The organism is Vibrio sp. YYF0003, from assembly GCF_036350715.1.
GTDB classification, from domain to species: domain Bacteria; phylum Pseudomonadota; class Gammaproteobacteria; order Enterobacterales; family Vibrionaceae; genus Vibrio; species Vibrio natriegens.
The window spans coordinates 205,960-218,824 of sequence record NZ_JAZDWA010000004.1 but is presented as its reverse complement, the minus strand read 5'-3'; the positions used below and the strand labels follow the sequence as shown (position 1 = coordinate 218,824).

The following is a 12,865-nucleotide window of genomic DNA, read 5'->3' as shown; positions in this document are numbered from 1 at the left end:
GGGTAAGTAAAGATGAGTAGTATTTTTCCGGAAAACTTTTTATGGGGCGGCGCAGTTGCAGCTCACCAGGTTGAAGGCGGATGGGACCGAGATGGTAAAGGCCCGAGTATCGTAGATGTGTTGTCCGGTGGTGATGTTAACACTCAACGTAAAATTACCGATGGTGTGTTAGAGGGTTACCACTACCCTAACCACGAGGCTACGGCATTTTACGATCACTACAAAGGTGACGTCGCACTGCTGGCCGAAATGGGCTTTAAATGTTTCCGCACCTCTATTTACTGGCCACGTATTTTCCCTAAAGGTGACGAGCTAGTACCAAACGAAGCGGGCTTACAGTACTACGATGACCTGTTCGATGAGTTATTGAAACACGGTATTGAACCAGTCATTACCCTATCCCACTTTGAAATGCCGCTGCATTTATCGAAGGAGTACGGGGGCTTTAAAGATCGTCGTGTGGTCGACTTCTTTGTTCGCTACGCAGAAACCGTTATGCGTCGTTACAAGAACAAAGTGAAATACTGGATGACGTTCAACGAAATCAATAACCAACGCGATTTGCATTTACCTCTGTGGGGCTACTCAAACTCAGGCGTGGATTACACAGTTGAGGAAAACCCTGAAGAGTGCATGTACCAGGTGGTTCACCATGAAATGGTAGCCAGTGCAAAAGTGGTCAAGTTGGGTCATGAGATCAACCCGGACTTCCAAATTGGCTGTATGGTTGCATGGGTACCTATTTATCCATATTCGTGTAATCCGGATGACGTCATGCTGGCTCAAGAAGCAATGCGTAACCGCTTCTTCTTCAGTGATGTCCATATGCGCGGCGAATATCCGGCATACACACTGAAAGATTGGGAACGCAAAGGCTACAACATCAAGATGGAACCCGGCGATCTGGAGATCTTAAAAGAAGGCGTTTGCGACTATATTGGCTTTAGTTACTACATGTCGGTAGCGGTAAAAGCTGATGCGGAACAAACTACAGAAGGCTCAATGAGTGGCTTTACGGGCAGCGTTAAGAACCCATACGTTCAAGCCTCTGAATGGGGCTGGCAGATTGACCCTATCGGTTTGCGCTACTCGCTCTGCGAACTGTATGAGCGCTACAACAAGCCACTGTTCATTGTAGAAAATGGTTTTGGCGCAATAGATAAAGTTGAAGAAAACGGCGAAATCAACGACGACTACCGCATTGACTACCTGAAAGCGCATATTGAAGAAATGCAGAAAGCGGTTAACTACGACGGTGTTGATTTAATGGGCTACACCCCTTGGGGCTGCATTGACTGCGTGTCTTACGGTACGGGTGAATACCGTAAACGATATGGCTTTATTTATGTCGATCGTCACGACGATGGCACTGGAACCATGGGCCGTAGCCGTAAGAAGAGCTTCTACTGGTACAAAGACGTCATCAGCAGCAACGGTGAAAAACTGTAAAGCGCCAGCGAGAAACTATAGATAGAACAATGCACCCTAAGCCCCGGCGAAGGGTGCATTTTTTTGTCCTGAAGATCGCTCATAAACCACGACCGCAGATAACGGATTTAAGTCAAAGCAGATATTTTAGGAACAAAAAAAGGGCTTCTCCAGATCCCAGGGGAAGCCCTTTTATTTAACCTAAATTGCAGCGAATGCCGTCAGCCAATCTCTATTCCGTGCAAGATCAGGCTATTGATTTACCGAGAAGTTTCACCACCTCTTTGGACGTAGAAAAGTCTTCAAGAGAGGTCAGCTTGATATCTGCAATGCCAAAGCGTGGATTCATTTCCTGCCCTGGTTCAGGTACACAAATGGCGGTCATACCTGCGGCTTTCGCGGCAATCAAACCGTTAACTGAGTCTTCAATAGCCAAGCAGTTATGAGGCTCTGTGTTCAACTTCACTGCCGCATCCATGTACACCTGAGGGTGAGGTTTTCCATACGGCAAATGCTCTGCCGAAACATAGACCGAGAAATACTTACCGATTTCAAATGTTTCCAGAACCGCTTCGATTAGGCGTAAAGGTGAAGATGAAGCCAACCCAATTTTCAAACCCGTTTTGGCCAGTAAATCTAGAGATTCTTTCACGCCCGGAAGAAGTTGACCGTGCGTCTTAATTTGTCCGATCACTTCCGTCAAAATAGCATCTGCAAGATCAGGGGCACATTTCGGATCTAAATTACAGTAGCGTATCCAGTAATTGGCGATTTCATCGATGCGAAGACCGGTACTCTGATAAGCAAGTTGCTCGGTGATTTGCCCACCAAAACGTGCAACCGCGTTGACTTTCGCCTTGCGCCAGAACGGCTCAGAATCAACCAGCACGCCGTCCATATCAAAAATAATTGTTTCTATCAAAATGGTTTCCTGTTCCTTAATTATGAAAAGTGTTATCAAAATGACTTTAAGATGCAGGATTCGAACTAGGTTGTTTTGACAGGGAAATCCTGTAGGAGTCATTACCGTCAGATCACTGAATAGCAAAGCATAAATGTACTTAAACTTATCAAGAGACTTCTGTTGCTCATAAATAGCATACACCAACAATTGAAACCGGTTACAGTTAGAGTAAGATAATTCTCAGAAAACTGTGAGGACAAGCAAAACCAGACAATTTTTTGCTCTTATGCCTCGTGATGAATCTGTGTGTATTGGACTTACGTCTAAAATAAGACAACGGTTTACCTTCGCTCAGACAAATAGTGTAAACTGTCAAACCAAAGTATTTGGGAATAAAAAAATGGCGACAATCAAAGACGTATGTAAAGCTGCAGGTGTTTCAAAGGCAACCGTATCCAGAGTTATAAATGGAAGCGAATATGTGAAAGATCAGACTCGTGAGTCTGTGCTAGCGGCTATGAAATCTTTAGGCTATCAACCTAATGCTTTTGCGCGTGCTTTGGCAACAAACAGCTACAATACGTTCGGTTTAGTTCTCCCTCATTTTGAAAGTCACTATTTTGGTTCCATGCTGACAGAAGCTGCGATGGATATGCAAAAAGCTGACAAGAAATTGTTTGTGATGAACAGCAGCGACAATGTAGAGGGCGAAGAGGAAGCAGTGCGCTCCCTTAACGCTCATAACTGCGATGCTATTCTGATTTACAGCCGTCATTTGTCTGAGCAGCAACTTTCTACTCTGCAGCAGGAAATGAAAACCCAACTTATCGTCATCAATCGCGCTCTGGACGATGAAAAGTTATTCAGCTTTTATTTCGATCAAGAGCAAGTGGCAAGTGTCGCAACTCAATACCTTTTAGATCTTGGCCATAAACAGATTGCTTGTATCACTACTCCAATGTCTAGCAGCACAGGACAAAAGCGTCTTTCAGCTTATAAAGAAACCTTGATCAAACATGACATTGAAGTAAATGACGGACTGGTTTATGAAGGCCAGAGCAATCCTGAAAGTGGATACGATGCAACAATCAAACTGATTGATAGTGGCGTACCTTTTAGCGCTATTTTTTCGTGTACCGACTCTATGGCCATCGGTGCAATTCGTGCACTGCATGACAAAGGACTAAAAGTTCCTGAAGATGTTTCAGTCATTGGTATCGATGGTGACCCAACAGCGAGTTTTATGGTACCGCGAATTTCAACCGTGGAACTGCCCATTTTAGAACTCACGCGCGATGCTATCACTACCGCACTGACGCTGAATAAAGAACAGCAGACCGTTCAAAAACACTTCCAATATCAGGGCTCGCTGCAAGTAAGAGAATCTACTCAAAAATTGAATTGATCGCTCTCTGACACCTAAAAATTGACTAACCCGCGCGTAGCTTTCCTTTATCGGCGCGGGCTAGATAAGGCAAAAATACGTCCTACTCGTCCCTAATCCTATCTCCAACTCGCTCAATATCTCCCGTTTACTCAGAGGTGATTAGTTCACAGTCTTCCCTCAAAAATTTACGAAAATACAGAATCTTATTAGTTCCAATTCTGATAACACTCCTTTGTCTCAAAACCTTTGACAGTGTTTTTTACATTAAAAAATGCAGCACTGAGTACAAATCTCAACCACAATTGTCTTTATTGATAAGTATCAAGAATAACGAGGAATTTATAAATGCACCGATATTTTTAACCATCGATTCCAAGCCATGGTTAAAGATTGCGACAGATCCAAGCGATCTGAATAGGAAAACAGAGACCTCATTTCCGAGGGCCAAGAGCATCGGATTTTCAACAAGGAGAGTGTATGAGAGGCATTACTATGCATTTTACGTTGGAGGAATTCCAAGAACGTTTATCCAAAGTTCGACAATCGATGCTCGAACGAGAATTGGATGTACTCATTATCCATGACCCATCCAATATGTCTTGGCTAACTGGCTATGATGGCTGGTCTTTCTATGTGCCACAATGTGTGATTGTAGGACCTGAAGGTGAACCAATATGGTTCGGGCGTTGCCAAGACGCGAATGGTGCTTACAGAACCGCGTATATGTCGGCTGAAAACATCGCCTCCTACCCCGACCATTACGTCATGAATCCACCTCTGCACCCGATGGATTATCTGGTTGAAGCTGTATTGACACCACGTTGCTGGGATCGAGGTCGTATCGGCGTAGAAAAAGACAACTATTACTTTAGTGCAACCGCCTATGAGTCATTGATTGATCACTTGCCAAACGCACAGTTGCTCGATGCAACGGGTCTGGTTAACTGGTGCCGTGCCGTAAAGTCGGACCAAGAGTTATCCTACATGTACCGCGCTGCGCGTATTGTCGAAAACATGCATCGTGTCGCGTTTGATATGATCGAACCAGGCTTGCCTAAACATCATCTGGTTGCAGAGATTAACCGTCAGGCGGTCCTTGGTCATGAGGATCATTTTGGTGATTACACCGCGATTGTTCCGCTATTGCCCTCGGGTGCTGATGCTTCCGCGCCTCACTTAACCTGGGACGACAGGCCGTTCAAAAAAGGAGAAGGGACCTTCTTTGAAATCGCTGGTGCACATCGGCGTTACCACTGCCCTCTATCCCGCACTATTTTCTTAGGCGAACCTGATGACAAGTTTAAACGTGCCGACGAAGCGCTCACAAGAGGTCTTGAAGCAGGTTTAGAAGTCGCTAAACCCGGCAACACGTGTGCTGATATCGCCAACGCTTTGAATAAAGTCCTCGATAAAGCAGGCTTTTCCCGTGAAGGCGCTCGTTGCGGTTATCCCATTGGCCTGAGTTATCCACCCGATTGGGGCGAACGGACCATGAGTCTTCGCGACACCGACAAAACCGTTCTAAAAGAGGGCATGACGTTCCATTTTATGCCCGGCCTATGGTTTAAAGACTGGGGCCTAGAGACCACGGAAAGTATTGTTATTACCCGACTTGGCGCAAAAACATTGTGTGATTTCCCCCGCCACTTGTTTGTTAAACACTGATTAGAAAGGGTTGAAACGAAGAACTTAGCAAAGAAAAAGGAGTTTGCATGCAAAACAGCTCGATCACAGCCACCGTAGACTTTGACCGAGAAGGTACCCAACATGGTTTTCTGACCCTGCCTTACTCCCATGACGATTCCGCATGGGGAAGCATAATGATCCCGATAACCGTGATAAAAAATGGCCCGGGTCCAACATCACTTTTAACCGGGGGAAATCATGGCGACGAATATGAAGGGATCACCAGCCTGTTAAAGCTGGCGAGTTCATTACAGCCTGAGCAGATACAAGGGCGCGTGATTATTGTCCCAATGATGAATTTGCCCGCGGTCCAGAATGCTTCTCGCACTTCCCCTATCGATAAAGGTAACTTAAACCGCAGCTTTCCCGGCACCCCGTCCGGAACAGTCACAGAGAAAATCGCCGACTACTTCACCCGCTATCTGGTGCCATTGTGCGATTTCGCTCTGGATATTCACTCAGGGGGAAAGACGTTAGACATCGTCCCTTTTGCCGCCGCACATCGCTTAGATAATCCAGAACAGGAAGAAGCCTGCATATTGGGAGCGACAATGTTTGGTGCACCTTACACCATGATTATGCTCGAAATGGACGCCACCAGCTTGTATGACACCGCGGTTGAATCTCAGGGCAAAGTATTCGTGACAACAGAGCTTCGAGGAGGCGGCACCAGCACGCCACAAACCATTCAATATGCCGATCGTGGTATCCGTAATTTCCTGCGTTTTGCTGGCAACCTTTCTGGTGATTATGAAAAGCCAAATCAACCCACCCAGTTACTCGATATGCCAGATGCAGACTGTTACGTCCAAAGCCAGCACAGAGGCATAGCGGAATACCGGTTTGAACTTGGTGATGCCATCAAACAGGGTGATGTCATTGTAAGAATCTATTCAACAGAACGAACTGGCGAAGTGCCAGTAGAATATCGCGCCGAGAGAGATGGCATTTTCGCTGCACGCCGTTTTCCTGCTATGGTGAATATTGGTGACACGCTCGCCGTCATCACGAAGGATTGCGGAGTATTAACTTAAACGGCTAGCTAAACAGCATCAGCATTTCGTCCCAACCAAGAGGAGACCAACCATGCGCCTCGATCGCTACGACGTCAAAATTCTACAGATTCTGCATGACAATGGCCGCATCACCAAATCTCATCTTGCAGAAGAAATTAACCTGTCCGTCAGCCCGTGCTGGGAACGTGTGAAAAAACTTGAAGAAGCCGGCATCATCGAAGGTTATGGTGCCAGAGTGAATACCGATGTGCTGTTTAAACGAACGTCCGTCATGGTGGAAGTCTCACTCAAAGAGCACAACGCACAGGCGTTCAGACGTTTTGAGCAATTGGTAAAGCATACTCCTGAAGTGACCGATTGCTACGCCACAGGCGGTGGCGTTGATTATATCCTCAAGGTTCAATCCGAAGATATCGACCAATACCAGAGGCTGATCGACAACTGGCTGGATTCAGAAGTCGGCATTGAACGCTACTTCACCTACATCGTCACTAAAACCATCAAACGCGATTCTGGTAACTTAGAGATCAAGCAAAACGTTCTGTTCTGAAAGGAAAAGTGAAATCTGATCTCAGCAGAAAAAAACGCTACTTTCTGTCTTTATAAAGAAAAACCTCGCAGTTCTGCCTTTCGCATCAGAAATAATTTAACCCCCTCCTCGATTACAGTTTAACTATGGATAACGATGTTCGAGAGGGACTTGTGACAGCACTTCATAACTTTCATGGCGACGAAGTCAAAGCGTCGCATGACATGATGGCAATCATGGAAGACGTACGCTTGGTGAGAGGACTCGCCTACATTAATGGCAAGTGGACAAGTGGCGATCATTTCCATCCCGTTCATAATCCTGCCGACAGCAGCATCATCGGATATACCACCCGACTTTCCCAGCAGCAACTCTACCAAACGATTGATGATGCTGATCGTGCCTTTCGTCAGTGGCGAAAAATGCAGGCAGAGCAACGTGCTGAAGTCTTGATGCGTTGGCACGATCTGATACTGCAATCCAAACAAGATCTCGCCCGTTTAATGGTGATGGAGCAAGGCAAAACCATAGGCGACGCACTTGGTGAAATTGACTACGGCGCGTCTTTTATTCGCTGGTTTGCAGAAGAAGCACGCCGCAGCTACGGTGAAACCATTCCCAGCCATATACCTAATGCTCAGCTTTCGACAATTCGCGAGCCTATTGGGGTTGCAGCATTAATCACGCCATGGAATTTCCCTAATGCGATGGTGACGAGAAAAGCCGCAGCCGCATTAGCTATAGGCTGCCCTGTGATAATCAAGCCTGCGAGCGAAACGCCATTTTCATCGTTAGCCCTGGCAGAGCTCGCCGATCGAGCCGGGTTTCCGGCGGGTGTTTTTAATGTGGTCACCGGTGACGCTGCCATGATCTCTAAGACGCTGTGTCACTCCGATAAAGTTAAAGCCCTGTCGTTCACCGGCTCAACACGAGTAGGAAAATTGCTCCTGCGTGACGCGGCACAAACGGTAAAGAAATGCAGTATGGAATTAGGTGGGAACGCACCTTTTATCGTCCTGCCCGATATGGAAGTCGAAGCCGCAGCCAAAGCAGCCGTAGAGGCTAAATTCCAAACCGCCGGACAAGACTGTTTGGCCGCAAACCGAATTTTCGTTCCGCAGGATAAATACGAGCCGTTCTTAGAAGCCTTTGCTAAACACATGTGCATGATTGTGTTGGGTAACGGCTTAGACGACAAGACCAATATGGGACCTCTGATCAATCGTGCCGCGGTGGACAAAGCTCACGATTTCGTTCGTGACGCACTTGAAAAAGGAGCGCGATTGGTTGCGGGTTATCACGACTCAGTACCGGGTGAAAACTTCTTTGCGCCAACCCTGCTTGCCGATGTGATGCCCGAAATGGCCGTCTACCGCGAAGAAAACTTTTGTCCCGTCGCTGGCGTGCTGCCCTATAAAGATTTAGACACCGTGATAGACATGAGTAACGACACCGAATATGGCCTCGCCGCCTACGTTTATGGACATGACATCCACCAGATCTGGCGATGTATGCGTGGTTTGGAATTTGGCATGGTGAGCGTCAATTCCGTCAAGATGACTGGCCACCCTATCCCATTTGGCGGCGTAAAACAGTCAGGATTGGGACGTGAGGGGAGCCATCATGGCTTTGAAGAATTCAGCGAAATTAAATATTGCTGCTTAGGCAACCTGCCTAGCGTGAGTGGCTGTTGAGACAAGAAAGTTGGAGATAAACAGGAGAAGGACTATGAACAATAAAACACAACAACTACTGGAGATCGATCGTCAACGTGTTTTTCATGCCTCAACCCACCTCAAGCAATACGCGGCTGGTGAGCTTCCGGGCAGAATCATATCAAGCGGACAAGGCATTCGAATCACCGACTCAGAAGGCACTGAGCTTATCGACGGATTTGCTGGCTTGTATTGCGTAAACATTGGTTATGGCAGAACAGAGATGGCGGAAGCGATATACGAGCAAGCGAAAGAGTTGGCTTATTATCACACCTATGTAGGGCACACCAATGAAGCCTTGGTTAAACTCTCAGACCGCATTATCAAAATGGCACCGGACGGAATGAGCAAAGTTTACTATGGCATGTCCGGTAGTGATGCGAATGAAACCCAGCTCAAATTAGTCTGGTACTACAATAATGTCCGTGGCCTCCCTGAGAAGAAAAAAATCATCTCCCGAGATCGCGCTTACCATGGTTCAAGTATCGCTTCAGGCTCGATGACTGGTTTACCACTGTTCCACGCCCACTTTGATCTGCCACTGGAACGCATCAAGCACACCATGGCCCCCTACTATTACCGCCGTGAAGATGACTCACTATCAGAGTTAGAATTTTCGCAATACTGCGCGGAGCAACTTGAAGCCATGATCCTCGCCGAAGGGCCTGACACCGTCGCAGCAATGATTGCCGAACCAGTGCTTGGAACTGGTGGTATCGTCCCTCCGCCACAAGGCTATTGGCAAGCAATCCGTAAAGTTCTCGATAAATACGATGTTCTGTTGATCGCCGATGAAGTAGTGTGTGGCTTTGGTCGTTTGGGCTCTTATTTTGGCTCACTCCACTATGACATGAAGCCAGACCTTATTACAGTTGCAAAAGGCTTAACATCGGCATACCAGCCTCTTTCAGGCGTGATTGTCGGCGAACGAGTTTGGAATGTTCTGGAAAACGGTACCGACCTATGGGGCGCAATCGGCCATGGATATACCTATTCAGGGCATCCAATGGGGGCAGCGGCGGCGAACTGCAACTTAGATATCATTGAGCGAGAAGGCTTAGTTCAAAACGCAGCAGATGTGGGCGCTTATTTGCAACAACGTATGACGGAAACCTTCCAAGATCATCCGCTCGTCGGCGATTCTCGAGGTATCGGTTTACTGCATGCACTGGAATTCTCGCCAGACAAACTGCGTCGCGCGCACTTTGATCCCAATTTAAAAGTGGGTCCGCAAGTCTCGGCCGCCTGCCTGGAAGTCGGCCTGATCGCAAGGGCTATGCCTCATGGTGACATTCTGGGCTTTGCGCCAGCGCTTATCACCAGTCGTAACGATGTCGACACTATCGTGGCTAAAGCGCACCGAGCGGTTAACAAAGTGATGGATAACCTCGTCACCTCTAAGCAGTGGAACGCGAAGTAACCACCTTAAACGTCAAACATACTGAGCATGACACGCCGGCTTTTACCTCAAAAGCCGGCATTTTATTAGGATATTCGCCCCACTTCCCTTCCTCACTCTTTTATTGCTGATCAGGACTGGTTAAAATAGCCAAAATTGCGTATTAACTGGATTAAACATGGCAAAACTAACCCTTCAAGAACAAATGCTAAAAGCTGGCTTGGTTAACGAGAAAAAACTCAAGAAAGCGAAAAAAGGCTCTAAAAAATCCCGCGTTCAGGCACGCGAAGTCAAAGCGGCCGTTGAAGAGAGCAAACGCCAGCAGTTAGAACGAGATAAAGCGTTGAGCGAACAACAGAATGCTGAACGTTTGAGTAAAGAAATCAAAGCGCAAATCAATCAACTGATCGAAATGAACAAAGTTGATTTGAAAGATGGCGACATCAAATACAACTTTACCGACGGCACTTTGGTGAAATCACTCTACGTTGATTCTCTGATTCGTGAACAGTTGATCAAAGGTATTCTGGCTATTGCGATTGTCGGCGAGAGCTATGTGGTTATCCCTCGTGGCGTGGCAAACAAAATTGCGCAGCGTGACGAGTCTGTGATTATCGATCAAAAAGAACCTGAAGCCGACATTCCTGCAGAGGATGACCCATATGCAGAGTTCGTCGTTCCTGATGATTTGATGTGGTAATTCACCAGCACCTAAAAACGAAAGGCAGCGAAATTCGCTGCCTTTTTTGTTTCTTTCTATTGTTATCTTGCTTTCAAGTTACTTAGAACGACAAGTTTTCGATAATGTCGTCATCAACTTGGTTCGCTAACGTCACCTTAAGCTTCGGTGTTCTTTCCATTTCACGTTGAATCGCAAAATTAGCTTCTTTGTTACGTGCCCAGCTACGACGTGCGATACCGTTGTTAACATCGAACAACAGCATAGACTTCAATCGGCGCTCAGCGCTGTCACTGCCGTCAAGCAACATACCAAAGCCGCCGTTGATCACTTCACCCCAGCCTACACCGCCGCCGTTGTGGATAGAAACCCAAGTCGCGCCACGGAAACCATCCCCGATTACGTTGTGAATCGCCATGTCAGCAGTAAAGCGGCTGCCATCGTAGATGTTCGACGTTTCACGGAAAGGTGAATCTGTACCACTTACATCGTGGTGGTCACGACCAAGAACCACAGGACCGATTTCGCCGCGATTGATCGCATCGTTAAACGCTTTCGCGATTTCCATACGACCTTGCGCATCCGCATAAAGAATACGGGCTTGTGAGCCTACAACCAGTTTGTTCTGTTTCGCATCTTTGATCCAAGTAATGTTGTCTTGCATCTGCTGCTGAATTTCTTCTGGTGACTCTTCCATGATCTTGCTTAGCACTTCCGCAGCAATCTCATCGGTTCTGTCCAGATCTTCTGGTTTACCTGAAGTACAAACCCAACGGAATGGACCAAAACCGTAGTCAAAACACATAGGACCAAGAATGTCCTGCACATATGATGGGTATTTAAAGTCGATGCCGTTTTCAGCCATCACATCGCCACCAGCGCGAGAAGCTTCAAGCAAGAAGGCATTACCGTAGTCAAAGAAGTAAGTACCACGAGCTGTGTGTTTGTTTACTGCATCAGCATGACGCTTCAGAGTTTCTTGTACTTTTACCTTGAACACTTCAGGCTCTTCACGGATTAGACGGTTAGACTCTTCGTAGCTGATATCAACCGGGTAGTAACCGCCTGACCAAGGATTGTGCAGTGACGTCTGGTCTGAACCCAGGTGTACGAAGATTTCCTTCTCGTAGAAAGCTTCCCATACATCAACCACGTTACCGATAAAGGCAATCGACACCACTTCTTCATTAGCCTGAGCTTGACGAACACGCTCAACCAGTGCGTCCATGTTATCAACTAGCTCATCGACCCAACCTTGTTCGTGACGCTTAATCGCCGCTTTCGGGTTCACTTCTGCACACACAGTAATACAGTTTGCGATGTTACCTGCTTTAGGCTGCGCACCGCTCATACCGCCAAGACCAGCAGTCAGGAAGATCTTACCTTGTGGGCTTTGACCTTTTTCCAAAACCTTACGGAACGCGTTCATTACCGTGATTGTGGTGCCATGTACGATACCTTGTGGACCGATGTACATGAACGAGCCAGCCGTCATCTGACCGTATTGAGTCACGCCTAATGCGTTGAATTTTTCCCAGTCATCTGGCTTCGAGTAGTTCGGGATCATCATGCCGTTAGTCACAACAACGCGCGGTGCCTCTTCAGACGACGGGAACAGCCCCATAGGGTGACCAGAGTACAAGTGCAACGTCTGGTCGCTTTCCATCTCACTTAGGTATTTCATGGTCAGCAGATATTGCGCCCAGTTCTGGAATACCGCGCCGTTACCACCGTAAGTGATAAGCTCTTCTGGGTGCTGTGCTACTGCAGGATCTAAGTTGTTGTCGATCATCAGCATGATGGCCGCTGCCTGCTCACACTTGGCTGGATAATCTGAAATAGAGCGCGCTTTCATGTTGTAGCTTGGCTTGAATCGGTACATGTAAATACGACCGAAATCTTTCAGCTCTTGAGCAAACTCCGCTGCCAATTCCTGGTGCCACTCTTTCGGGAAGTAACGCAAGGCATTACGAATAGCGAGCTGCTTTTCTTCTGGGCTCAGAATGTCTTTACGCTTTGGCGCGCGGTTTACGCCTTCCGGATAAGGCTTTGCTTCCGGCAGTGTACTAGGGATACCTTGCTTAATCTGGTCTTGAAAATTTAATACTGTTTCCATTTTGTG

At 47.1% G+C, this 12,865-nt stretch carries 10 protein-coding genes; 8 read left to right on the top strand and 2 right to left on the bottom strand.

Annotated elements, in window-relative coordinates; genetic code table 11:
* Nucleotides 1-12 precede the first annotated feature (12 nt).
* Complete coding sequence (locus tag V1U08_RS13770) at nt 13-1,449, top strand: 6-phospho-beta-glucosidase (protein WP_330470818.1); 1,437 nt, start codon at nt 13-15, stop codon at nt 1,447-1,449.
* 226 nt (nt 1,450-1,675) lie between these two features.
* Here V1U08_RS13770 and hxpB read toward each other — a convergent pair whose 3' ends face one another.
* Nucleotides 1,676-2,350, bottom strand: coding sequence for a hexitol phosphatase HxpB (hxpB, locus tag V1U08_RS13765; protein WP_081281046.1), 675 nt, complete (start codon nt 2,348-2,350; stop codon nt 1,676-1,678).
* 382 nt (nt 2,351-2,732) lie between these two features.
* Between hxpB and V1U08_RS13760 the strand changes: the two genes are divergently transcribed.
* The 7 genes from V1U08_RS13760 (at nt 2,733) to V1U08_RS13730 (ending at nt 10,764) form a co-directional block, all read left to right on the top strand.
* Entirely contained in the window at nt 2,733-3,737 is a 1,005-nt protein-coding gene (locus V1U08_RS13760) for a LacI family DNA-binding transcriptional regulator (protein ID WP_330470817.1), read from the top strand.
* Nucleotides 3,738-4,196: 459 nt separating this feature from the next.
* Complete coding sequence (doeA, locus tag V1U08_RS13755; protein ID WP_014233710.1) at nt 4,197-5,384, top strand: ectoine hydrolase DoeA; 1,188 nt, start codon at nt 4,197-4,199, stop codon at nt 5,382-5,384.
* Between the two features lie 47 nt (nt 5,385-5,431).
* Entirely contained in the window at nt 5,432-6,439 is a 1,008-nt protein-coding gene (gene doeB, locus V1U08_RS13750) for a N(2)-acetyl-L-2,4-diaminobutanoate deacetylase DoeB (protein ID WP_330470816.1), read from the top strand.
* Nucleotides 6,440-6,491: 52 nt separating this feature from the next.
* Entirely contained in the window at nt 6,492-6,971 is a 480-nt protein-coding gene (locus tag V1U08_RS13745) for an Lrp/AsnC family transcriptional regulator (protein WP_014233708.1), read from the top strand.
* Between the two features lie 152 nt (nt 6,972-7,123).
* Complete coding sequence (locus V1U08_RS13740) at nt 7,124-8,644, top strand: NAD-dependent succinate-semialdehyde dehydrogenase (RefSeq protein WP_330470815.1); 1,521 nt, start codon at nt 7,124-7,126, stop codon at nt 8,642-8,644.
* Between the two features lie 34 nt (nt 8,645-8,678).
* Complete coding sequence (locus tag V1U08_RS13735; RefSeq protein ID WP_330470814.1) at nt 8,679-10,085, top strand: aspartate aminotransferase family protein; 1,407 nt, start codon at nt 8,679-8,681, stop codon at nt 10,083-10,085.
* 157 nt (nt 10,086-10,242) lie between these two features.
* On the top strand, nt 10,243-10,764 hold the full coding sequence (locus V1U08_RS13730; RefSeq protein WP_014233705.1) for a DUF2058 domain-containing protein: 522 nt from the start codon (nt 10,243-10,245) through the stop codon (nt 10,762-10,764).
* Nucleotides 10,765-10,846: 82 nt separating this feature from the next.
* Here V1U08_RS13730 and V1U08_RS13725 read toward each other — a convergent pair whose 3' ends face one another.
* A complete protein-coding gene (locus V1U08_RS13725) occupies nt 10,847-12,859 on the bottom strand; it encodes a urocanate hydratase (protein ID WP_065303309.1) in 2,013 nt (670 codons plus the stop codon).
* Nucleotides 12,860-12,865 lie beyond the last annotated feature (6 nt).

What these genes read in the sequence shown, in the direction of transcription:
- V1U08_RS13760 (WP_330470817.1), top strand. Translation starts at nt 2,733, where the DNA reads ATGGCGACAATCAAAGACGTATGTAAAGCTGCAGGTGTTTCAAAGGCA.
- doeB (WP_330470816.1), top strand. Translation starts at nt 5,432, where the DNA reads ATGCAAAACAGCTCGATCACAGCCACCGTAGACTTTGACCGAGAAGGT.
- V1U08_RS13735 (WP_330470814.1), top strand. Translation starts at nt 8,679, where the DNA reads ATGAACAATAAAACACAACAACTACTGGAGATCGATCGTCAACGTGTT.
- V1U08_RS13730 (WP_014233705.1), top strand. Translation starts at nt 10,243, where the DNA reads ATGGCAAAACTAACCCTTCAAGAACAAATGCTAAAAGCTGGCTTGGTT.
- V1U08_RS13745 (WP_014233708.1), top strand. Translation starts at nt 6,492, where the DNA reads ATGCGCCTCGATCGCTACGACGTCAAAATTCTACAGATTCTGCATGAC.
- V1U08_RS13725 (WP_065303309.1), bottom strand. Translation starts at nt 12,859, where the DNA reads ATGGAAACAGTATTAAATTTTCAAGACCAGATTAAGCAAGGTATCCCT.
- doeA (WP_014233710.1), top strand. Translation starts at nt 4,197, where the DNA reads ATGAGAGGCATTACTATGCATTTTACGTTGGAGGAATTCCAAGAACGT.
- V1U08_RS13770 (WP_330470818.1), top strand. Translation starts at nt 13, where the DNA reads ATGAGTAGTATTTTTCCGGAAAACTTTTTATGGGGCGGCGCAGTTGCA.